The sequence below is a fragment of the Nonomuraea solani genome (genome assembly GCF_900108335.1).
In the GTDB taxonomy this organism is placed as follows: domain Bacteria; phylum Actinomycetota; class Actinomycetes; order Streptosporangiales; family Streptosporangiaceae; genus Nonomuraea; species Nonomuraea solani.
The window spans coordinates 901588-924515 of sequence record NZ_FNVT01000001.1; the positions used below are offsets into that span (position 1 = coordinate 901588).

15 protein-coding genes are annotated in these 22928 nt (G+C 68.9%); 1 reads left to right on the forward strand and 14 read right to left on the reverse strand.

The features are described 5' to 3' along the window. Positions 1 to 5 precede the first annotated feature (5 nt). From C4V41_RS03965 to C4V41_RS04020, 12 genes are all read right to left on the reverse strand, one after another. Positions 6 to 1436, reverse strand: a complete 1431-nt coding sequence (locus tag C4V41_RS03965) for an ABC transporter substrate-binding protein (RefSeq protein WP_160150158.1) — start codon at positions 1434 to 1436, stop codon at positions 6 to 8. Further along, positions 1433 to 2611, reverse strand: coding sequence for a sialidase family protein (locus C4V41_RS03970; RefSeq protein WP_103954312.1), 1179 nt, complete (start codon positions 2609 to 2611; stop codon positions 1433 to 1435). Before C4V41_RS03970 ends, C4V41_RS03965 begins: the two co-directional genes overlap by 4 nt. Further along, positions 2611 to 3654, reverse strand: a complete 1044-nt coding sequence (locus C4V41_RS03975; protein ID WP_103954313.1) for a sialidase family protein — start codon at positions 3652 to 3654, stop codon at positions 2611 to 2613. The genes C4V41_RS03970 and C4V41_RS03975 overlap by 1 nt, the downstream gene beginning before the upstream one ends. Continuing rightward, positions 3651 to 4691 (reverse strand): ABC transporter ATP-binding protein, encoded by a 1041-nt coding sequence (locus C4V41_RS03980; RefSeq protein ID WP_103954314.1) that lies wholly within the window; start codon positions 4689 to 4691, stop codon positions 3651 to 3653. Before C4V41_RS03980 ends, C4V41_RS03975 begins: the two co-directional genes overlap by 4 nt. After that, positions 4688 to 5683 carry an ABC transporter ATP-binding protein gene (locus C4V41_RS03985; RefSeq protein ID WP_103954315.1) on the reverse strand — a complete coding sequence of 332 codons (996 nt, stop codon included), beginning with the start codon at positions 5681 to 5683 and terminating at the stop codon, positions 4688 to 4690. Before C4V41_RS03985 ends, C4V41_RS03980 begins: the two co-directional genes overlap by 4 nt. Beyond that, complete coding sequence (locus tag C4V41_RS03990; protein ID WP_103954316.1) at positions 5658 to 6794, reverse strand: ABC transporter permease; 1137 nt, start codon at positions 6792 to 6794, stop codon at positions 5658 to 5660. The genes C4V41_RS03985 and C4V41_RS03990 overlap by 26 nt, the downstream gene beginning before the upstream one ends. Positions 6795 to 6800: 6 nt before the next feature. Continuing rightward, positions 6801 to 7799, reverse strand: a complete 999-nt coding sequence (locus tag C4V41_RS03995; RefSeq protein WP_268808520.1) for an ABC transporter permease — start codon at positions 7797 to 7799, stop codon at positions 6801 to 6803. Positions 7800 to 7808: 9 nt separating this feature from the next. Then, positions 7809 to 9860 (reverse strand): ABC transporter substrate-binding protein, encoded by a 2052-nt coding sequence (locus tag C4V41_RS04000; protein WP_103954317.1) that lies wholly within the window; start codon positions 9858 to 9860, stop codon positions 7809 to 7811. 14 nt (positions 9861 to 9874) lie between these two features. Continuing rightward, entirely contained in the window at positions 9875 to 12211 is a 2337-nt protein-coding gene (locus C4V41_RS04005; protein WP_103954318.1) for an Ig-like domain-containing protein, read from the reverse strand. A 256-nt stretch (positions 12212 to 12467) separates the two neighbouring features. Then, on the reverse strand, positions 12468 to 13490 hold the full coding sequence (locus C4V41_RS04010; RefSeq protein ID WP_235029891.1) for a sugar-binding transcriptional regulator: 1023 nt from the start codon (positions 13488 to 13490) through the stop codon (positions 12468 to 12470). Positions 13491 to 13756: 266 nt separating this feature from the next. Continuing rightward, the gene (locus C4V41_RS04015) at positions 13757 to 15010 is read right to left on the reverse strand and encodes a hypothetical protein (RefSeq protein WP_146103521.1); all 1254 of its coding nucleotides are present in this window, start codon (positions 15008 to 15010) and stop codon (positions 13757 to 13759) included. Between the two features lie 13 nt (positions 15011 to 15023). Beyond that, complete coding sequence (locus C4V41_RS04020; RefSeq protein ID WP_146103522.1) at positions 15024 to 16451, reverse strand: pectinesterase family protein; 1428 nt, start codon at positions 16449 to 16451, stop codon at positions 15024 to 15026. Between the two features lie 112 nt (positions 16452 to 16563). On the opposite strand from C4V41_RS04020, the gene C4V41_RS04025 reads away from it, so the two are divergent. Then, the gene (locus C4V41_RS04025) at positions 16564 to 17841 is read left to right on the forward strand and encodes a helicase-associated domain-containing protein (protein ID WP_200823726.1); all 1278 of its coding nucleotides are present in this window, start codon (positions 16564 to 16566) and stop codon (positions 17839 to 17841) included. Positions 17842 to 18092: 251 nt separating this feature from the next. Here the strand turns inward: C4V41_RS04025 and C4V41_RS04030 are convergent, their stop codons facing one another. Next, a complete protein-coding gene (locus tag C4V41_RS04030) occupies positions 18093 to 21059 on the reverse strand; it encodes a glycosyl hydrolase (RefSeq protein ID WP_103954322.1) in 2967 nt (988 codons plus the stop codon). 66 nt (positions 21060 to 21125) lie between these two features. Beyond that, positions 21126 to 22922, reverse strand: a complete 1797-nt coding sequence (locus C4V41_RS04035; protein WP_200823727.1) for a right-handed parallel beta-helix repeat-containing protein — start codon at positions 22920 to 22922, stop codon at positions 21126 to 21128. Positions 22923 to 22928 lie beyond the last annotated feature (6 nt).

Genomic DNA, 22928 nt, shown 5'->3' on the forward strand with positions numbered 1-22928 from the left:
CAGGGTTACCAGTCCTTCCCCGCGCCGGCCTGCGCCTTGATGTAGCCGGGGATGTCCTGCTGCTCGGAGACGGCCAGCGACTGCTCGGGCGTCATGCCGTCACGCAGCACGTGCTGGCGGAAGACCGACCACAGCGGCAGGTCCCAGAACTCGGTGTTCTGGTAGTTGGACACGGCGGCGTTCTCGCCCCAGTAGACGGCCGAGGTGTCCAGTTTGGCCAGCTCGGGGACGCTCTTGCCGAAGTTCGACACCACGGCCGGGGTCTGCAGCACGGCCTTGATGCCCTGCTTGGACAGCTCGGTCTGCGCCTCCTCCGACACCAGCCACTTCGTGATCCGCAGCGCCTGGTCCTTGTGCGGGGCCGACGGCGGGATGAACGCGGCCCGCGTGTTCGGCTGGTAGAGCGTCTTGGAGCCCCGCTTGAGCACCGGCACCGCGGTGACCCCGATGTCGACGCTCTTGGCCTGCTCCTTGAACGACTCCTCGTCGCCGTCCTCGATGAACAGCTCGTTGCCGGCGTACATGTTCAGCCGCGACAGCGTCTCGACGGCCATGGCCAGGTGGCCCGGCTGGCTCATGTCGCCCTTGAAGAAGTCGGTGACGGTGGTGAAGTCGTTGCGCGGGATCTCCAGGAACCGGTACAGGTTCTCGACGTACTGCTTCCAGCCGTCACCGGTGATGCTGACCTTGAGCTCCTCGGGCTTCGGCTCCTCGCTCGTGGTCGGCTGGAACGGGTAGAGGCCGGCCTGGTTGAACTCCAGGTACTGGTCGGGGTGCTGCATGTAGCCCTTGTAGTGATCCAGGCCGTCGTCCCTGGTCAGCTTCTTGGCCAGCTTGTACGCGTCGTCGTACGTCGTGCCGGGCTTGGGATACCGCACCCCGAACTTGTCGAAGATCTTCTTGTTGTAGAGCAGCACGTGCTCGTCGATGAACAGCGGCACGCCGTAGACCCCGCCGTCGGAGCGCGACTTGACCAGCTCGACGGCGGCCTTGTTCAGCGTGTTCAGGTCGATGCCGGCCTGCTGCAGCGACGGCGTCAGGTCGCCGACCCAGCCCATCGGCTCCAGGTCGCGGTCGATGCGGGACTTCGGGTCCTCGATGATGATGTCGGGGGTGACCCCGGCCTTCTTGAGATCCTCGTAACGGACGGGCAGGTCCCAGGTCGCATACTTGATCTTGACATCCGGGAACGCCGCCCGCAGCTTGTTGCCGATGACCTCGTCGAAGACCCTGGTGCCCTGCCGGGTCCCGTCGACGGTCGCCTCGAACGGCTTGTAGTTGGCCGCGAAGATGAACAGCTCGTCGTCACAGACGCTGAACGGCAGGTTGTACTTGTTCCCCACGTCCTTGCACGCCGCGGCGGAGGCGTCGGCGGGGACGGCGGTGACGCTCAGCGCGAGCGCCAGCAGGGCGATCCCACGGACCTTCTTCGTCATTTGCTCTCCTTGGCGGGCGCGTAACTGCACTGACGCACGACATTCCGCCGTACGCCGTTCTTGAATTCGGTGATGGTGTGCTCGGGCCAATTCGAGATCAGGCCGACCGAGTCGCGCAGATACTGCTCGTTGAAGACGACGTGCCGGATGTTGTTGCGGTTGTAGGAATAGACCATGTGAATGAAGCCGTCGGCGCTCTGCGTCATGATCGGATACGTGAACTGCGGCCCCGACTGCGCTTCGACGTCGACCGAGTTCTCCCATGTCCGCCCCTTGTCGGGCGACAGCGAGACCCGCATGGGGGAGCGGTGCTCGACCCAGGGGTTGTAGGCCAGCACGAGCTTGCCGCTGTCCAGCTTGAGCGCGGCGATCCGGGAGTTCGGGTTGCCGATGGGCTCGGCGACGGGCGCGCTCCAGGTGCGGGCGAAGTCGGTGGACTGGCTCTTGTAGATCGCGCCGTCCCCGGTCCGCATGTACGCCACCAGCCGCCCCGGCTCCACCTCCACCACGGTCGGCTGGATCGAGCTCCTGGCCGTCTTGATCCAGCTCGTGTGCTCTTCCGGGTACGCCTTCCACGACGTCATGTCCGGGCTGAACACGTAGAAGCCGGAGCTGGACTCCGCCTCGTCGTAGATCGGCACCAGCACTTCGCCGTTGGACATCTTGATGGGGCTGGTGCCGACCATCCAGCCCCACTCCTTGCGGATGTAGGCCGGGTCGCTCCAGGTGTGGCCGCCGTCGTCGGAGGTGATCAACCGGATCGGCGCCTGTTCCCAGCCGTGTCCCTCGATCGTCACGAAGAACAGGTAGAGGCGCTTGCCGTCCGACCACAGGACCGGGTTGCCGTCGGCCTTGCCCGGCTCGTCGAACACCACCTCGGGCGCGGACCAGGTGCGCTCGCCGGCCGCCAGGCGCGACAGGTAGAGCGCCTGGTTGGCGGCCCCCTCCGAGGTCCCGCCGTAGTAGACGGTCAGGATGTCGCCCTGCGGCGCCTGCGCGATGCCGGCCGCGTGCACCTTGGGGACGTTCGGGTCGGGGGCGGCGACGTCCTGGCGGCAGGCGTAGGAACCGGTGGGCTCCACCCGTACCTCACCCTTGCCCTGGCCGGCCACGTACGACGGAATGCCGACCGCCACCGCCAAAGCGCCGTATAAAACGCTTTGTCGAATTTTCATCAGCTGCCAATCTCCAGATATTTGATCGTTTTCCGCAGATAGGAGAAGGCGACGTGCAGCCGCCCCGCTCCGCCGTCGATGACACTCGGATAGGAATAGCCGAGCTCGTTCTGCTCATATTCGGAATCGGAATCCTGCAGCACCCGCCGGTACGGCCAGTTCGCGCCGCCGTCCTCCGATACGGCGACGACCAGCGGGGTGCGCAAGGCCTTCTTGCGCGGCTGCCCGTTCTTGGTCACCCATCTGAACTGGTCGCGCTCCAGGCTCGCGTCGTTGTAGACGAGCGCGAGCCGTCCGTCGCCGAGCCTCGTGAGCTGGACGGAGGAGTCGTTGCTGGGCAACTCGGTCCGCTCGGGCGCGGACCAGGTGCGGCCGTCGGCCGAGACGGAGCCGTGGATCCGCTCCGCCCGCCGGTCGCGGAACATCGCCAGCAGCCGCCCGTCCGGCCGCTCCGCGATCGTCATCTGCACCAGGTCGCCGCTGCCGGGGACCTCGTGCTCGGTCCAGGTGCGCCCGCCGTCCGCGCTGACCTTGACGACGCTTCGGTCACCCGATGCGCCGCAGTGGTAGGCGGGCAGCAGCCACGTCCCGTCGCCCAGGACCACGGGCGGATGACGGACGAAGACGCCCGGCTCGGCGAACAGCACGCGCGGCTCGCTCCACGTCCGGCCGGAGTCGGCCGAGGTGCGGGCCACGACGTGCGCCGTCGTCTGGTCGTGCGGCTCCATGGAGGTGTGCAGCAGCCAGGTCACCCCGTCGCCGCCGTCGAACAGCACCGGGTTCTGCTCGCTGCGCTCCGGGTCGGTGGCGATGAGCGCGGGCTCCTCCCACCGGTCGCCGCGCAGCCGGGCGAGCACCACGTTCGTGCCGGGGTCGCCCTCCTGCGGGCCGCAGAACCAGCAGCACAGCAGGTCGCCGTCCGGCGCGCGGAGCAGGTTGGCGGCGTGGTTGTCCGGCCCGTGCGGCGCCCGGAGCAGCGCCTCGCGTGTTCCGTCCAGGACGGCGGACGGCCGGACGAGACCGTCGAAGCGCGGGTCGCTCATGCCGTCACCTCTCGCACGTCGGGATCGGGCACGCCGCGCAGCTCCAGCTCCTCGGCGAAGTGACAGGCCACGCGCCGCCCGCCCAGCTCCCGCAGCGGCGGCGGCTCCGTACGGCACACGTCCTTGGCGTAGACGCAGCGCGGGTTGAACGGGCAGCCGGGCGGCACGTGCGCCGGGTCGGCGATGTCGCCGAGCAGCTTGATCCGCTCCCGGTGCCGCCTGGCCGCCGGATCCGGGTCGGGCACCGCCGACAGCAGCGCCTCGGTGTAGGGGTGCAGCGGCCGGCCGTAGAGCTGGTCGGTCGGGCCCTGCTCGACGACCTTGCCCAGGTACATGACCGCGACCACGTCCGCGACGTGCTCGATGATGCCCAGGTCATGGCTGACGAACAGGAAGCCGAGCCCTTCCTGCTCCTGCAGGTCCATCAGCAGGTTGAGGATCTGGGCGCGGACCGACACGTCCAGCGCGCTCACGGCCTCGTCGGCGACGACCAGCCGGGGCGACAGCGCCAGCGCCCGCGCGATCCCGACCCGCTGCCGCTGGCCGCCGCTGAAGGCGTGGGGGTAGCGGTCGGCGTACTCGGGACGCAGGCCCACGCGTTCGAGCAGCTCGCCGACGCGGGCGTCGATCTCGTCCTTGGTGCCGTACTTGTGCACTCGCATCGGCTCGCCGATGATCTCGCGCAGCGTCTTGCGCGGGTTGAGCGACGAGTGCGGGTCCTGGAAGATCATCCGAACCTGCGCCCGGTACGGCCTCAGCTCCCGCTCCTTCAGCCCCGCCACGTCGATCACCGAGTCGTCCGGCCGCCGGTAGAGCATGCGCCCGCCGGTCGGGTCGTGCGCCCGCACGATGCACCGGCCCAGCGTCGTCTTGCCGCAGCCGGACTCCCCGACCAGGCCGAGCGTGCTGCCCGCCGCGATGCTCAGGTCGACCTCGTCCACCGCCTTGACCGCCCCGATCTGCCGGCCCAGCAGGCCGCTGCGGACGGGGAAGTGCTTGGTCAGCCCTTCGAGCCTGAGCAGGGGTTCCGTGCTCACTTGTCCTCCTCGTAGAGCAGGCAGGACACCTCGCGGTCGTCCACCGGAATCAGGCTGGGCGCCACCGTGTCGCACCGCCCGGCCATCACGTGGTCGCAGCGCGGATGGAAGAAGCACCCGCCGGGGCGCGCGTACGGGGGCGGCACCATGCCCCTGATCGCCGTCAGCCGCCGCTGCCTGGCCTGCCCGAGCCGGGGCATCGAGCGCAGCAGCGCCTGCGCGTACGGGTGGCGGGGAGCGGACAGCACCTGCTCGGCGGTGCCGTACTCGACCACCCGCCCCAGGTACATCACCGCCATGCTGTCGGCCACCTGCGCCGCCACCCCGAGGTCGTGCGTGATCAACATGATCGCCATGCCGAAGTCGTCCTGGAGGTCACGCAGCAGTTCGAGGATCTGCGCCTGCGTGGTGACGTCGAGCGCGGTCGTCGGCTCGTCGGCGATCAGCAGGCTCGGCCGGCAGGCCAGCGCCATCGCGATCATCGCCCGCTGCCGCATCCCGCCGCTCAGCTCGAACGGGTAGGAGTCCACCCGCCGCTGCGGCATCGGGATGCCGACCCGGTCGAGCATGTCGATGGCGCGCTTGCGGGCGGCGGCCTTGCCCACGTTCTCGTGCAGCCGGACCGCCTCGACGATCTGGCTGCCGATCGTGTGCACCAGGCTCAGCGAGGCCATCGGCTCCTGGAACACCATCGCGATGTCGTTCCACCTGATCTCGCGCAGCAGCTTCTGCCCGGCGCCGACCAGCTCGACCGGGCCGCCGTCGCGGTGCAGCGTGATCGTGCCACCCTCGATCTGTCCTGGCGGGTCCACCAGGCGCAGGATCGACCTGGCCATGACGCTCTTGCCGCAGCCGGACTCGCCGACGATGGCCAGCGTCTCGCCCTTGCGCACCCGCAGGTCCACACCGTCCACGGCGCACACCACGCCGTCGTCCAGCAGGAAGTGCGTACGCAGGTCCTCGATCTCAAGCAGCACGTCGTCTGCGCCCACGCCGGCTCACCTTCCTGTTCCCGTACGGATCGGCGGCGTCCCGCAGGCCGTCCCCGAAGAAGTTCATGGCGACCACGACGACCACCACCGCGACGCCGGGCGCGAGCATCCAGGGCGCGTTCGCCACGACGCGTACGTTCTGCGCGCCCTCCAGCAGCACCCCCCAGCTCACGGCGGGGGCCTGCAGGCCCAGGCCGAGGAAGCTCAGGCTGGTCTCGCCGAGGATCATCGCCGGGATGGCCAGCGACAGCGAGGCGATGATGTGGCTGGCGAACGACGGGATCATGTGCCGGAAGATGATCGCCAGCCGGCCCACGCCGTCCAGCCGGGCGGCGGTGACGAAGTCCTCCTCGCGCAGCGACAGGAACCGCCCGCGCACGTCCCGGGCCAGCCCGGTCCACCCGATCAGCGACAACAGCACCGTGATGGCGAAATATCGGGTGAGCGGCCCCCAATCCGTGGGCAGCGCGGCCGACAGCGCCATCCACAGGGGCAACGTCGGGATCGCCATCAGGAACTCGATGACCCGTTGCACGACGTTGTCGACGCCACCCCCGAAATATCCGGAAATGCCGCCTATGAGCATGCCGAGCAGGAAGCTGGCCGCGACCCCGACCAGCCCGATCGACAACGACACCCGGGCGCCGTGGATCAGCCTGGACAGCAGGTCCCGCCCGTTCTGGTCGGCGCCCAGCAGGAAGAACGGCTCGCCCTTCGACACGGGCCCGATCAGGTGGATGTCGGACGGGATCAGGCCGAGCAGCTTGTACGCGTCGCCGTGCACGAACAATCCGACCTCGACCACCTTGGACGGATCCTCGGTGTAGGTCTGCTGGTACGTCTTCGGGTCGCGCTCGGTCGTGTACCCGTACACATGGGGGCCGTGCTCACCGGAGAGGCGCAGAACCTGCGGCGGCGCGTACGTCATCGACGTGTTCGCCGTCGAGCTGGACATCGGCGCGAAGAACTCCGCGAAGATCGCCACGAAGTACACCGGGATCAGGATCGCCGCGCCCGCCATCGCGAGCCGGTGCCGGCGGAACTGCCGCCACATCAGCCGCCACTGCGGCAGCGTCCCTACTTCCTGCGCTTTCGGTCGCCTGAGGAACATGGGGCGCTACTCTCTCTTGTACCGTTTGCGAATTCGCGGATCCCACCACGCCAGCGCCAGGTCGCTGAGCACGGTGCCGATCACGGTCAGCGTGCTGAGAATCACGATGAAGCTGGCGACCAGGTACATGTCCTGGTTCATGACACCGCTGAGCAGCAGCGGGCCGCCGGTCGGCAGGCTCATGACGACCGACACGATGGTCTCCCCGCCGATCAGCCCCGGCAGCAGCCAGCCCACCGTGCTGAAGAACGGGCTGAGCGACATCCGCACCGGATACTTCAGCAGCAGCTTCCACTCCGGCAGCCCCTTGGCCCGCGCCGTGTGCACGTAGGGCCGGTAGAGCTCGTCGAGCAGGTTCGCCCTGGTCACCCGGATCATGCCGGCCGTGCCGGAGACCGCGATGACCGCGATCGGCACCCAGAGATGGCCGAGCAGGTCCAGGACCTTGCCCAGGTTCCAGGCCGCGTCCTGGAACTCGGGGGAGAACAATCCGCCCACGCTTTGCCCGAAGAAGCGGAACCCGACGTACATGAGGACCAGCGCCAGCATGAACTCGGGGATCGCCATCCCGATGAAGCCGAGGAAGGAGAAGCCGTAGTCGCCCCAGGAGTACTGCTTGACCGCGCTGTAGATCCCGATCGGGAACGCGATCGCCCAGACCAGGAGCAGCGAGGCGACCGACAGCACCGCCGACAGGACGATCCGCTCACCGATCAGCGTGGAGACCGGCTGGTTCCAGGCAAACGATTGACCAAAATCGCCGTGGAGCAGGATGGCGGAGATCCAGCGCCAGTACTGGACGAACATCGGGTCGTCCAGGCCGTAGCGCTGCCTGAGGTTGGCGGCCTCCGCGGGAGTGATGCCCTCGCCGCCCGACTCCGCGTTCGCGACCAGCGTCGAGACGTAGTCGCCCGGCGGCAGGTTGATGATGACGAACGTGACGATCGAGACCGCCCAGAGCGTCATCACCACGTAGAGCAGGCGGCGGCCGAAGTAGTGCAGCACGTCGCCGCCTCAGAAGGAGTACTGCTCGGGCATGGTCGGCCCGGGGTTCACGACGGCGGCGGCCATGGCGTCGGGCACGTTCTTGATGGCGTTGGAGACGATGCCGTACTCGTTCGGGTACGAGCTGATCCCGATCGCGTAGAACTGCTCCTTGGAGATCCGCACGACCTCCTTGGCGTGCTCCACCGCCTTGGCGAAGTCCGGCTCGGTACGCATCGCGGAGAACGCCTCCAACTGCTTGCGCACCTCCTCCGGCGGCTCGTCACCGCTCTTGCCCTTGCTGCCGTACCACTGGGCCCAGCGGATGGCGTAGCGGGCGCTGCCGGAGTTGCTCGGCACGTAGTAGTGGTCGCCGCCGGTGCCGGTGATCACGTCGAAGTCGCTGCAGGTGAACACGGACGCCTGCGGGTTGTTGCCCATCGTGCGCTCGTCGTACAGGGTGGAGGCCACCGGATCGACCCGCAGCCCGACCCCGACCGCCTCCCAGTCCTTCTTGATGAACTCCAGCGCCTGGACGTGGTGGGGGAACTCGGTGTCGGACATGATGCCGATGACCAGCGGCTTGCCGTCGGGGCCGAGCCGCTTGCCGTCGGCGTCCTTCTTGGTCAGGCCGGCCTTGTCCAGATACTCGTTGGCCTTGGCGACGTCGAACTCGGTGTACTGCTTGGCGAAGTCCGCGTCGTAGAGGGCGTTGGCCTTGGAGGGGGCGCCCTGCCAGGGTTCGCCCTGGCCCGCGTACACGCCGTCGATGATCTGCTTGCGGTTGATCGCGTGCGACAGCCCGATCCGGAAGTCCTTCTTCCTGAACAGCTCGCGCAGGCCCTCGTCTGAGACCGTCTGGTTGAACTGGATGATCATCGTGTTGCTCAGCCGGCTCTGCACGTCGAACAGCCGGTACCTGCCCTTCGCCGCGTTCTGCGCGACCAGTGGCTTGTTCTCCGGCGTGTTGTAGTTGCGGAGCTGCATGCCGATCTCGCCGTTCATGATCTTCAGCAGCTCCACCTCGACGTCGCCGAGGATCTCCGACCTGAACCGGTCGAAGTACGGGAGCTGGCGCCCCTGGTCGTCGACCTTCCAGTAGTACGGGTTCCGCTCGGCCACCACCGCCGTGCCGCTGCCGATCGCGTTGCTGATCTTCCACGGGTGCATCGTGGGCATGTCGGCGTTGTGCGGGACGTCGTTCTTGAGCATGAAGAGCTGGGTCCAGTCTTCGAGCTGCTGCTCCTTGGCCAGCTTGTCGGCGTCCGGGTTGTACTTCTTGTGGAACTGCTTGAGGTAGTGCTTGGGCAGCAGGAACCCGCTGGCGCCCGGGCGTTCGAACGTGGAGGTCGCGATCTGGAACAGCAGGCCCGCCTTCGGCTCCTTGTAGACGTAGCGCACGGTTCGCTCGTCCACCTTCTCGACCTTGACCCGCTCGGTGGTGCTGCCGTTCTCCAGGAAGAGGTCGTAGATGCCGGTCGTGTGCAGGTCGTGGTAGGTGGCCACGTCCTCGAAGGCGAAGATCATGTCGTCGGCGGTGCACGGCTGGCCGTCGGACCACTTCAGGCCCTCGCGCAGCCGGAACACGTACTCGCGGCCGTCGTCCTTGACCTCGAACTCGGCGACGTTGGGGATGATGTCGTCCGAGCCCTTCTGGCCGTTGGTGCCGGGCTTGAGGCGGACGAGGGGCTCGTACATGAGCGTGAAGACCAGCCAGTCCCAGTCGTCCTCGCCGACCAGGGCCGAGGCCCACGTGCCGCCGTACTTGCCGGCCTCCTTCAGCGGCTTGACGACCAGGGGGTTCTTCGGCAGGCGCTGCGCCAGCGGGGGCAGCTTACCCTCCTTGACCAGCTTGGCCAGGGCGGGCGCCTCCTTGGCGTTCAGGTCGGCGGCCTGCGCGGCACCGGCGCCGCCGGTGTCGGGGCTGGTGTCGAAGAAGCTGCAGCCGGTGGTCGCCGTGGCCAGCATGAGCAGCCCGCCGCCACGGAGCAGGTTGCGTCGTGTATATGTCCGCGCTCCGCGCGGCTCGGTCGCCATGATGCCGCCGACTTCGTCGGCAGCGCTCCCTCGTGATTCGTTCATGGGGGCACTCCGTTCTAACGATTGACCTTCACCAGGCTGAAGGTCGCCGTGGTGTAGGGGTGGACGGCGTTGGCCTCCTGGTTCCCGTCGACCGCGAGGCCGATGAAGAACCGGCTGGTCCGCATGACGATGCGCTCGTAGCCGATCCGGGTCCAGTTCAGCGAGTTCTCCGACAGGAACGCCTCGAACTCGTTGTCCCCGCCGTCGAGGCTGCGGCAGATCAGGCGCAGCCAGTACGCCTTCTCGTCCAGCGGATCATCGCTGGTCGGCGGGTAGACGCCGACGCTCGCCGCGGTGCCGTGGGAGGCGACCCTGATGGCCTTGGCGCGCCGCCCGGCCCCGTCCTCGCTGCTCGCCGAGTAGCCGATCCCGGCCATCATGAACGGCGAGTTCGGCGCCAGGTCCTGCCGGATCATCAGCCCGGCCACGGCGTCCACGTGGGACTTGCTCACCTTGTCCAGCCGGGCGGTGATCTCGATGACCTCGCCGCGCCTGCTGAACCCGACGGCCTGGTGGGCGAAGTGGAAGGAGTCCTTCCAACCGGCGATCTTCCCGGAGCCCTTCAGCGTGAACACGCCGTCCTTGAGCGCCGTGTTCCCGGGGATCGGCGCCGGGCCGATGTCCCGCGCCTTCCACGGTGTGTAGGTGGTGGTGCGGTTGACGTGGATCGGCACCAGCGACGACGTGGTGGCGCTGCCGGTGCTGTCGGTGGCCCTGACGGTCAGGCAGTAGTCGCCGTCGGTCGCGTCCGCCCAGGTCACCTGGTACGGCTCCGCCGTCGCCTCGCCGAGCTTCCTGTCGCCCTGGAAGAACTCGACCCTGGCGATGGACGCGCCGTCGAGTGCCTTGGCGGTGGCCTGGATGGTGACGCTCTGCTTGTCCTGCGCCGCCGCGAACACCTGGTCGATCTTGGGTGAGGTGATCGCGACCTCGGGGTTGCGCGCCCCGGCCCGCTGGATCGAGTTCAGGTAGCGTTCGAGGTTGGTGTACCCGCTGCCGTCCACGATCTTGCCGTCGTCGGCGTTCTCGGGGTTCAGCCCCTGCGCGGTCTCCCACTCGTCGGGCATGCCGTCGTGGTCACTGTCGGCAGGAGCGGGCACCTCGCTGGGTAAGGGGAGAAAGCCGCCCACGTCCTTCTGCGAGTTGATGTGGCGTCCCGTGCCGGTGCGCACCTCGTTGATCAGCCGGGCGTCGATGGCGTCGCGGCGCGGCAGGATCGCGCCGGCCTGCTCCAGCACCGTCGCGTACGCCTGCGCCGCGCTCTGCTCGGTGATGCCGTTCTCGAACTCCACCGCCCTGGGCAGCAGCGTGATGCCGCCGATCGGGTAGGTGATGCCCTTGCTGTTGTCGGCCGTGATGTCGGGGTGGCCCTCGACCTCGTTGCCGCTCAGGTGCCACTGGCCGAACCGGCCGGGCGCCACGATCGTCCTGGCGATCGGGGGCAGCGTGTTGGGGCCCGGCTTGTAGTAGTTGCCGACCATGTTGACGCCGTTCGACCACTCGCCGCCGTAGCAGGACGTGATCCCGTGGTTGTAGATCACGTTGTTGCGGTGGTCCACCACCATGTTCATGCCCTCGGTGAAGCTGAAGCGCGGGTTGCGCGCGTTCTGGTGGATGAGCAGGTTGTGGTGGTACGTGATCGTGTCGCCGCCCCACAGGCCGCCCATGCCGTGCCGGCCCTTGGGGTGCACCGAGTTCGTCAGGCCCTCGGAGATGACACACCACTGGACCGTGACGTTGGTGTTGCCGTAGACGGAGAAGCACTCGTCCACGCCCCAGCTGAACGAGCAGTGGTCGATGATGATGTCCCGCACGTTGCGGGCGCCGAACGTGTCGATCGGGGTGCCGAGCCCGTCGCCGCCGCGGAAGCGCAGGTGGCGGATGATGATGTTGTTGCCCTTGATCTGCGTCTCGTTGCCCGTGACGGTGATCCCGTGGCCGGGGGCGGTCTGGCCGGCGATCGTGAGGTTGGACCCCGTGATGTCGAGTCCGCCCTTGATCTGGATGTTGCCGGAGACCCGGAAGACGATCGTGCCGTCCGACTTGGCGGCCGCCTCGCGCAGCGACCCGGGTCCGGAGTCGTCGAGGGTGGTCACCTCGTAGACGGCGCCGCCCCGGCCGCCGGTGACGTACTTGCCGGCGCCCTCCGCGCCGGGGAACGCGGGCACCTGCTCCGGGGCGGCCGTCGTCGTGGGGGTCTTGCTCGGGGCCGGGCTCGGGGTCGGGGTCGCCGTCGCGGCCGCCTCGCCCGGAGTGCCGGCCAGCGCCACCGCGGGCGTGGCCAAAGCCGCCGAGCGCACGAAAGCGCGGCGGCTGAATTCTGATTGCTCGAAGCCAGGGGCCTCGGTCATCGAAACGCTCTCTTTCCGCCCCGAAATAGGCAGGGCTGTGCCACCGATCGGCACGACTCCGGACCAGCTGTCGCTAGGTGAGAATTTTTATTCAGCCATGAATGGAGTGGATTCATCACATCGTGAACGACACGGTTGTGACTGTCAAGAGCGCTTTCTCAAGCGTTCAGGTGCGAGGTCAACCCGGCGCTGGCCGTACAGAACGGCGAAGGCCGCCGTGCGCTGCGCACGGCGGCCTGGTCGTGGGCGGGGGAGCTCAGTCCTTGAGCAACTGCTCGGCCACGCCCACGTCGGTGATGAGCGTGTTGACCCAGCCGCCCTTGAGCGCGGCCCGGATCGCCGCGGTCTTGCGCCGGCCCCCGGCGATGGCGATGCGCCGCGGCACCCGCAGCAGGTCGGCCGCCGGGATGCCGAGGATGCGCTCCTCCAGCGGCGAGTCGATCAGCCGCCCGTCCGCGTCGAAGAAACGCAGGCACACGTCGCCCACGGCGCCCAGCCCGCGCAGCGTCTCCCGGTCCTCCTCGGAGATGGCGTTGCCGCTCTCCTGCAGCAGCGGCGACGGGTTCAGGCTGCCGACGCCCACCAGCACGGTCGTCAGCCGCGCCCACGCGTCCACGACCTGCCGCACCACGTGGTCGTCCGACAGCGTCTGCCGGGCCACCGCCGAGCCGACCAGGCCGGGCGCGGGCAGGAACACCGGCTCGGCGCCGGTGAGATCGGCCAGGTGGGCGGCCAGCCTGGTCGCCTGCACCTGCGCGGACCCCTTGCCCACGCCGCCGATGAGCTGGACGACCTCCTCGGCCACCCGCACCGGGCGGCGCTGCATCGCCTCGACGGTGGCCAGCAGGCTGGCGCTCCACGAGGAGATGCCGAGGTGCTCGCCACCGATCAGCGTGGCGTCCAGGTGGGTCGCCCCCGCCGAGCCCAGCGCGGCCACGACGTCATGGCTGTCGCCCGTGGCGTCCACGACGATGATCTGCTCCACGCCGTATTTGCGTTCGAGGTCCTCCTCCAGCAGCGCGTGCACGCCGCTCGGCACCACGACCACCGTGCGGACGATGCCGATCTCCGCGGCCTCCTTCAGCAGGCGCGAGACCCGCGGCTGCGAGATGCGCAACTGCTGGGCGATCTGCGGCTGCCGGACGCCGTGCTCGTGATAGAGGCGGGCGACCCGGACGAGCAGCCGCATGCGCTCGGACTCCTGGCCGAGGCGGCGGCCCGTGAACCTCACGGGGTCGCTCGCGGCGCGGCCCTTCTCGGACTGACTGTCAGCTCCCACGATCACTGGCCTCCGCTTCGGCTCCGCCGCTCTCGCTGGTCCGGTGGCGAGCCCGGGCCACTGCCGAGTGCCATTCTGCTAGGGCGCGGCGCCACTCGTACACCGAGAGGCCGGCCAGAGCAGGGCGTGGACGATGGCGAATTGGTGGTCCGCCTCCTTTTTCGCATCGGTGTTGACGATCACCCGGCGCCGGTGGGAAAACGTCCTGTCCGCCATGCCGCCCTCTCGGCTGAATATTTATTCGATAATGTATCTATATTCCGATATTAGGTTTTGACATTTGTGGTGTCAAGATCCCACAGGATGACGGAAAGGGCGTGCGGTGAGATGGTGTGGTCGTCGTGCGTGGCGTCCTCCAGGAGGTCCCATCGCCCCCGCTCGGGGCGCCCTCCGGCGAGGAGCCTGACGCGGTCGCGTACCGGAGCCTGGTAGGCGCGGTGGCTCACGCCGTTGAAGCAGCAGTCGTCGAAGCGGTTGAGGATCTGCAGTTGTCCGCGTCCCTCTCCGATGGCGGCCATCACGTACATGTCGAGGAAGTCGTCGGACTGGGCGGCGTAGAAGCCCGGGAACGCCGCCTTGGTCTGCTCGAAGTCGCCGATCGTCGGGCTCGGCTTCGGCGAGGCCGGCCGCAGCCAGAACGGCAGCGAGCCCGCCACCGGGTAGCTGCGGGTGACGCGCGGGTCGAGCGCCGAATAGACGGTCGTCGTCCAGCCGCCGCCGGACAGCCCGATCATCTCCGTGCTGACGGGCCGGTAGGTGGCGTGGGCGTGGTTGAGGGTGACGGTGAGCGGTTCGAGGAAGAAGGTCAGCGTGGAGAAGGCGGCGCTCTCCCATGGCGGGAGTTCGCGGTGGGAGGGGCCGGGGAGCATGGTGCCCGGGTTCTTGGGGTCCTCGATGCCCTGGGCGTTCCAGTGGTGGAAGGGCATGGCGTACACCATGACGCGGTAGCCCCGGTCGAGCAGGGCCTGGGTGGTGCGGAGCATGGTGTCCGGGGGTTCGCCGTGGCCGTTGTGGTAGAGGGCGAGGCGGCGGTTCCAGGCCTTGCGGGGGAGCAGGTCGTACACCTTGGCCGTGACACGATAGTTGAGCGGGACCGTCAGCCGGTCGATCCGGCGCACGCCGGTGAGGCCGGCCAGGGCCTCGGGGCCGGTCACGCCGGTCTCGACCGCGGGGAGCGTCTTCGGCCGCCCCGCGTCCTTCCAGATGTAGTCGATCATGTGCTTGCGCCGGGCGGCGATGTCGGCGACCGTGTGCATGCCGATGAGCGGCTCGACGTCCACCCCGGCCACGGCGGCGGGCAGGGTCCTGTACTCAGGCCCGAACCTGGCCGCCACCTCCTGATTCACCGGCGCCACGGGCCGGGGCGCCCGCTTGCCGCCCTGCTCGCCGTTGGGTCCAGCCGTCGCGCTCGCCACCTCGGCCGGTAGTGCCACGGCCCCCGTTGCCAGCGCGGCCCCGATCCCCCCGAGCACCCCGCCCAGCATCCTTCGCCTGCTCGCGCCCGCTTCCAGATCCGTCATTGCCTCGCTCCGATCAGTCATGTACGCGGGCGGGATTCCAGCCGCCCAGGACGAAGGACGGGTCGCTCCACCGTGCCGCCTCCTCCTCGGTGAGCTGGCGGGAGCAGGCCAGCCGCCGCGAGGTGTCGATCGGCCGCCCGGTCAGGTCGGTGCTGCCGTACTCCCAGAAGGACGCCGACTGGGCCTGGGCGCAGTCGTTCGGGTCGATCTGCCAGCCGACCGGCGCGATGTGGGCGTCCATCTTCGTGTCGATGAACACGGCCTGGCTGTGCGTGAACCGCCACACCGCGCTGCGGCTCAGCACCACGGACGCGTCCGCCACGCCCGGCGCCCGGGTCAGCTTCGTCCGTACGAACACCGCGCCCGGCCGGGTCGCGTCGTTACGGCTCTGCGAGATGTAGCCGCGATCGGTGGACTCCAGCACCGAGTCCTGGATGAACACCGTGCCCGTGCCCCAGACGAAGTCCGTGTCCCCGCTGATGCGGCTGTCGGTGACGAAGCCTTTGCCCTGAAGGCGCAAAGTGTCCTGGTTGCTCCGCAGGTCCACCCGCGCCAGCGCGATGCGGTCGTTGTTGCCCCGGAACGCCTCGGCCTGCGAGCCGCCGTCCGGTGTCGTGTTGTGCAGCGTGACATCGCTCAGGCGGAAGTCGGCCGCGTCCACCCCGAACGACGCCCGCCAGCAGTTGTGCAGGTCGGAGGTCTCCAGCACCCGGCGCGGGCACACGTCGGCGGGGCCGCCATTGCTCAGCGCCTTGTCGCCGTTGCGCAGGTCGTTGTTCGGATATCGCACCACGGTCCGCCCCGCGCCGGAGCCGCGCACGGTGAGGAACGGCCGGTCCTCGCGTACGTACACGATCTCGGTGTAGATCCCCGGCCGCACGTCGATCGTCACGGGCTTCCGGTTCCCGGTCGGCACGGCGTCGACGGCCCCCTGCACCGTGCAGAAGTCACCGCCCCCATGAGCGGAGACGGTCAGGCGATGCCGCGGAAAGGAGGCCCGCTTCTTCGTCCTGAACCGCCACGACCCCCGCACGTCGCCGAAGACGCCCGGCTCGACGGTGACCCGATATTCCTGCCCGTACTCCAGTTGCCTGTGCAGGTAGACGGTCGCGGTGTTGCCCTCCACCATGATCGATTCATAGGAGAAGTGGTGCGGCAGCCCCGTGTCGGAGATCGCGCCGCCGATGTTCTTCCTGTCGGTCTTGGCCGTGGCCGCCTCGATGCGGTCGGCGAGCGAACCGTCGGCCTTCCTGACCTCGATGGCCCCGGACGAGCCGAGCGTGGGCGGGGTGGGGAACGTGAGGGTCAGGGGCGCGTCCACGCAGGTCCCGCCGCCCCGTCCCGGCACCGAGAAGCGCGGCTCCGACTCCGCCGCCGCCGTACCGGGAGCGCATAAGGCGAGGGCCATCGCCGCCGTCAGCACTGTGATCGCTGCCTTCACGAGCAACCTCCGAATGAATACCTAACGTTGAATATATATGTAGACCCCCTGACAGGCCCGGTCAAGAGCTCACTCCGCGCTACCGTCGAGCGTGGCGTTCGACGATGCGGCAGTGATACGTGAGACCGAGGCGGAAGCGCCCGCCAACCTGCACGCCGTCCTGCAGCTCTGCGCGGCGGGCAGGCTGCGGTGCGGCGAGACGACCCGGCGGCCGAGCGCGGCGACGGTGACCGCCGTGACCTCCGCCCTGGCCGAAGGGGATTTCTACGACGGAGAGGCGATCGCGGCGTACGCGTGGCCGCTCCTGCTCCAGACCGGCGGGCTGGCCGAGCTGACGGCGGGCAAACTCCGGCTGACCACGCGCGGTCACACGGCACTCGGCCGCCCGCCGGCGGAAACGATCAAAGATCTCTGGCGGCGCTGGATCAGTGGCGGCCTGATCGACGAGTTCAGCCGCGTCGAAGCGATCAAAGGCCAGCGCGGCAAGAACGTCCTGACCGCCGAGAAACCCCGCCGCCAGAAGGTCGCCACCGCCCTCACCCGCTGCTGCGAACCGGGCGAATGGCTGACCGTCGACGACCTCTTCGCCCAGATGCGCGCCGAGCGCCTCGACCCGGTGATCGCCCGCTCCAGCCGCGCCCTGTGGAAGCTCTACCTCGTGGACCCCGAGTACGGCAGCCTCGGCTACGCGGGCTACGCCGACTGGCCGATCCTGGAGGGCCGCTACACCCTGGCCGTGCTCTTCGAGTACGCCGCGACCCTCGGCCTGATCGACGTGACCTACGTACGGCCGGACGGGGCGAGAAGGGACTACCACCGCAACTGGGGCTCCGGCGCCCTCTCCCGCCTGAGCCGCTACGACGGCCTGAAAGCCATCCGCCTCACCACCCTGGGCGCCTACGCCACCGGCCGCACCCGAACCTACAAGGCACCGGCGGCCCCGGCCGAACACCTGCTCAAGGTGCTCCCCAACTTCGACATCGTGGTCACCGGCACCCTGCCCCCGGTCGACCGCCTCACCCTCACCGCCTACGCCAAACAGACCTCCGACCACGTCTGGACCCTCTCGGCCCGCTCCCTCCGAGACGCCCTCGGCACGGGCCGGAGCCTGGACCACCTGCGTACGTTCCTGCACGACCGCTGCGGCCACCCGTTACCCGGCACCGTCGCCACCCTGCTCACGGACGTGGACCACAAGGCCCGCCAGGTACGCGACCGCGGCCTGGTACACCTCATCGAGGCCGCCGACCCGGCCACCGCCGTCCTCATCGCGAACGACCGCAAGGCGGGCGCCCTCTGTCAGCTACTCGGCGACCGCCATCTCTGGGTGGCACCGGAGAACGAGGAAGCCTTCCGCAAGGCGGCGAAGACGCTTGGCTACATCCTGTAGACGGCTCAGGAGTAGAGGCGCTCCGGCGTGACCAGCATGAGTTCGTCACCTTCCGCCGCGAGCGGATCAGCGGTGAATCCCGCCGCGCCGTGGCGGGCCGGCCGGGTTGATCGCGTGTCATGTCCGCGGCCGGCGTGGAGGTCCCGAACGCGGCGGAGCCGTTCGACGTGCCCTCACACATGGTGTCTTGCGGGGCGACGAGGTCTCGAAATCGAGGATCGCGCGCCAGGAGGTGGAGTGCAAGGGGGAGTTCAGGGATTCGCTCCACCCGCGACGCCCTCCCCGTACGGCACGAGCCGGGCCGGTCCGAGGAGGCCGTAGGGCTGGCGGGTCAGGCCGCCGTAGACCGCCGGGTCCGCCACCCTGAGGCGGTTGCCGAGCGGGGTGGCGACCTCCACCTCGATCGTGTTCGTTCCGCGCCGGAGGTACGGGCCGAGGTCGATGACGGGGTTGAGCTGGTCGATGGGGGGCGTTCGGCGGCCGTTGACGGTCACGCGGCAGGTGTCCGTCACCTCGCCCAGTTCCAAGTAGGCGCCCGCGCCGTTCCAATCGACCGTTGTGGTGTACGTGCCGATGCCTGAGGTGTCGGCCAGGGCGGGGATCTCCGACCACGGGGTGAGCCGGTCGAGGGTCAGGGTGTGCACCACGGGAGGGCCTGGGCGGCGGTCCTCTACGCGGAGGTGCCATGAGGTGAAGGGGATGGGGGAGGGGACGGAGGCGATCGTGGTCGTGAGGGTGCGGCCGTTCGACAGGGTGGTCGTGTAGGTGCCGGGGCGGGTGGCGCGGATGGTCAGGTGGTCGCCGGTGAATGTGGCCAGGTCCGCGTCGGTGGTCACTGCGTGGGGGCGTTTGCCGGTCTTGTCGCCGAAGAGGCCGGGGCGGCCGATCGCGATGATTTTCGACTGGCCCGGTTGCAGGGTTACGCGCAGGCGGATGCCGTCGGGGGTTTCCGTGTACAGGGCTATGCGGGCGGCTCGGCCTGTCCACGGGTTGAGGAGGTAGGGGACGCCGTCGCGGGTGGTGCGGGTCAGGGTGACGTCGTGGTCGATGGGGGCTACCGGGGGTTTGGCGTTCTCCTGGTGCTTGCCGTTGCACAGGTAGTAGTAGTCCACGTCGTCGTCCACGCGGCGCAGGGTGAGCAGGGTGGAGCCGGTGGCGTACCGGATGTCGGGGTGTACGCCGAGAGAGGTGAGGGCGGCGGGGATGTCGGTTGTGGTCGTCACCATGCGGACGGTGGGCTGGGTGAGGAGGTCGGCGAGGATCGCGCGGAGGCGGGTGGTCTCGTCGTCGCCGGCCACGCCGGGGAGCGAAGCCGACTGCCAGGCGCCGAACAGGATGATGGGGAGGCCGGCCCGGGCGTGGCCGAGGAGTTTTTCGGCCACCGCGAGCGTCATCGTGCACTCGTTGGCGTAGAAGCGGTCGCCCTCCACGAACAGGGCCTTGTACGCGGGGCGTCCCAACCGGCCCTTCGTGACGCGGGCCGAGGGGAGGTCGAGGAGAGGGGCGCTGACGAACTGGTGGGTCCAGCCGGTGGGGATGCCGGTCGCGGTGAACCAGGAGGCGCCGATGCCGGTCTTCGTGTAGCCGGTCTGGCGGAGGACGGCCACGTCGGCGCGTGGGGTGCCTTGTTGGGTTATCAGGTGGACTCGGGCGAAATATTGGGCGATGTCGGTGATGTGGTGCCAGGTGGGCTGGCGGGGGCCCCAGGACTCCGAGTAGCCGGTCGTACCGTTGTAGGGCGTGAAGGCGGCGAAGCCGGGCCAGGCGGCGCCGGGCGCGGTGGCGTAGGAGAAGCCGTGCAGGACCGTCTGGTTGAGGCCGGCGGCATACGCCCCGCCCATCGTGCGCAGCAGTTTCTTCCAGGTGGTCGTGTACGCCCCGCCCTGGTACGCCCCCGCCTCGCACGACAGCACCTTGTGCCCCGCCATGTCCCGGCCCCCGGCCAGGCACCGGTAGTCGTCGAGGTTCTTGAAGCCGAGCGACTCACCCTCGGGCACGTCGAGGATGGCGGCGGCCTCGATGGCGTCGGTCTGGAGACCGTACGGCTGCGCCCGCGACCGCAGGCCGAGCGAGTGGGCCCAGTCGCGCAGCATCGTGAAGTGATACTCGTTGAACAGCTCGGACACCGTGTCCCAGTAGTCCTTGCGGGCGTGCCGGGTGAGCACGGGGTCAAAGGCGAAGACCGGGTCCTCGTCGGCTAACACGATCACCGGGAGGAAGGGCGCGAGCGCGTACCCGCGCCGCCGCTCGAACTCGGCGGGCAGGTGCGGCGTCCAGGGCAGGGCGTCGGTCTCGATCTCGATGGAGTCCTCGAACAGCGCCCCGCCCGAGCGCCGCAGCAGCCTGCGGATGGCCGGGGTGAGCAGCTCCGACTCCCAGAAGTCGATCACCGCCTGGGTGCCCGCGCGGCTGAAGTGGTCCACGACGTAGGACTCGGGCGCGGTGTGCGGGCCGGATTCGGGACGCTGGCCGGAGCCGCGCTGCCAGTACGAGATCAGAAGCCAGTCGCCCTCACCGGGCGCGGTCCAGGTGATCGTCGCACCCGTCACGGTGACGTTCTGGACGGAGCCGGGGTCCAGGCCGGTCTCGTCGCGGGTGGAGTGGGCGGGGTCGATTCTGGCGGCCTGGACGAGGAGCAGCGTGCGGTCGGGGCGCCCGTCCACGGCGGGCGGAGGTACGGGGCCCGTGTAGGTGGCGCCCGGGGCCACGGGGGTCGAGCCGTAGGCCAGCTCCTTGCAGGCGGCCTCGCTCTCCGGGGTGATCGACGGGACGGCGGCCGGCCAGGAGGGGCCGATGGTCAGGTCGATGCCGATCCCGCGCTTGGCGGCCTGGTCGAGCGCGGCTTCGACGGCGGCGTTCCAGGCGGGGGTGCCCCAGCCGTACCGGGCCGGGTCGAGGACGGACTTGTCGCGGATGCTGTGGTGGACCGCCGCGATCTCCGCCCCGCCGAACCCGGCGGCGGCGAGCTGGTCCACCTCCCGGCGGATCTCGGCCGGGTCGACGTGGGCGTCGGGCCACCACCAGCGCACCATCGGACGTACGGCGGATCGCGGCCGCGCGAACCAGGCGGCGGAGGGACGGGAGGAAGGGGCAGAGGCGTCGAAGGCCAGGGCGGCGGAGGGACGGGAGGAAAGGGCGGAGGCGTCGAAGGCCAGGGCGGCGGCGCTGCCCACCAGGAAGCCGCGCCGGGTCAGCGGGGAGTGCGTGGGGTCGTTCACGGGCGCTCCATGAAAGCCGGTTGGTTGGGGCGCCGGGCCACCGGGCCCGGCGCCCCGGTCAGTGGGCTAGCCAGGAATCGGGTACGGGAACGAGCTCGTCACCCCGATCTTGTCGTACTCCATCTTCGAGGCGTCGAAGCCGGCCGCCCAGTTGGCGTTGGTGACCTCGTTGCACTGGTAGCTCTGGTACTTGTCGTCGCTGACCTTGCCCACCTCGATGTTCTCGAAGGTGAACCCGCAGCCGCCGGCGTCCATGTGCACGCCCCGGGTGCCGCTGTCGGGCATCGCCCCGGCCGGGTCGTTGATGACGTCGGTGATCACCATCTGCTTGACGTGGTTGTCCTTCATGTGCGGCTCGGTGTTGCTGACGCCGTAGGTGTAGAAGGCACCCATGTCACCGCTGTCGAGCCCGGCCTCCTCCAGCTTGATGTAGGAGAAGCTGTTGTTGCGGGCGTAGTTGTCGGCGTCCTTGACCTCGGGCCGGACTTCCAGGCTGATGCCGTACCGCGCGCTGTGCTTGACGTTGATGTTGCTGACGGTGTTGTTGCCCGTGCTCATCAGCTCGATGCCCGACGCGTCGCCGGGGACCAGCTCGCCCACGTGGTAGATGTAGTTATTCGAAATCGTGTGATGCCCGGAAATGTCGCCTTCGCCGGGGTAGCCGCCCTCGACCTTGATGCCGTCGGCGCCGATGTTCTCCAGCAGGCTGTCCGACACCTTGACCCGCTCGTTGGCGAACAGCATGTAGACGCCCATATAGCCGCTGTCGGACAGGTTCAGCCTGGTCAGGTCGATGTCGCGGGTGTTGGTCAGCGTGATCATGCCGAACCGGTTGCGGGGCATCTCGATCTGCCGGTCGTACACGGGGTACTTGTGCTCGTAGCCCGAGTCGCCCTCGCTGATCCAGCCGGCGCGATACCAGTCCACGAAGTCGGAGTACTGCAGCGCCAGCCCGTCGAAGGCCAGGTTCTGCACCCGCTGCTCGGGGCTGCTGCCCTTGAGCGAGAGGATCGTCTTGACCGTGGGGGCCATGACCTTGTCGATCGAGCCCTTCGGCCAGTAGTAGACCTCGCTGTTGGCGAAGTCGAAGTAGTACTCGCCCGGCTGGTCCAGGAAGCGCAGCGTGTTCTGCAGGAAGTAGCGCGAGCCGCTGCGGCTGTTGACGAACGCGTAGCGCGCCCAGTGGTTGAGGGTGAAGAAGTTCTTGCGGAAGTCGGCGCCGCCCAGCGGCACGGTGTCGGTGAACCAGCTCCACGAGCCGCCCGACCAGACCATGATCTGGGAGTTCTTGTCGAAGTCGGCGTCCCACTCCTTGGGCACGTCCTCCGGCTTGAAGTACAGCCAGTTGCGCACGGCCTCCTTCTCCGGCTCGCCCAGCACCGAGAACAGGTACGGCGACCACAGGTCCTCCTTGCCCCGGTTGGGGTGGCGGGCGGTGGTGGCGCGTTTGCCGTCCTCGAACAGCGTGTAGAAGCTACGATCGACCTTGGTCTTGTAGATGTCGTCCTTGTACTTCTGCCAGCCGGTCACCGGCCTGGCGCCGAGCAGGCGGGCCTTGCCGGGCCCGTCCGCGCTGCGATAGGTCACGCGGTGGCCGTTCTTGCCGGAATCGGCCTCGGTGAACTCGATGGTCTTGTCGACCACGTAGTCGCCGGCCTTGACGTTGACCACGACGTCGCAGGTGTTGTGCTGACGCCTTCTGAGCCCGTCACGGGCCTGCTCGATGGACTTCCACGGCCGGTTCGCGCTGCCGTCGCCGCGGTCGCTGCCCGCGGGGGAGACGTAGTAGTCGCAGGCCGGCCGACCGGCCGTGGCCGGGGTGGGGCTCGTCATACCGCCCAGGAGTAAGACAATCGCGCCCACGGACCT

Bases quoted from the DNA above. Each gene is read 5' to 3' on its own strand.
- C4V41_RS03965 (WP_160150158.1), bottom strand. From the start codon at position 1,436: ATGACGAAGAAGGTCCGTGGGATCGCCCTGCTGGCGCTCGCGCTGAGC.
- C4V41_RS03970 (WP_103954312.1), bottom strand. From the start codon at position 2,611: ATGAAAATTCGACAAAGCGTTTTATACGGCGCTTTGGCGGTGGCGGTC.
- C4V41_RS03975 (WP_103954313.1), bottom strand. From the start codon at position 3,654: ATGAGCGACCCGCGCTTCGACGGTCTCGTCCGGCCGTCCGCCGTCCTG.
- C4V41_RS03990 (WP_103954316.1), bottom strand. From the start codon at position 6,794: ATGTTCCTCAGGCGACCGAAAGCGCAGGAAGTAGGGACGCTGCCGCAG.
- C4V41_RS04000 (WP_103954317.1), bottom strand. From the start codon at position 9,860: ATGAACGAATCACGAGGGAGCGCTGCCGACGAAGTCGGCGGCATCATG.
- C4V41_RS04005 (WP_103954318.1), bottom strand. From the start codon at position 12,211: ATGACCGAGGCCCCTGGCTTCGAGCAATCAGAATTCAGCCGCCGCGCT.
- C4V41_RS04015 (WP_146103521.1), bottom strand. From the start codon at position 15,010: ATGACGGATCTGGAAGCGGGCGCGAGCAGGCGAAGGATGCTGGGCGGG.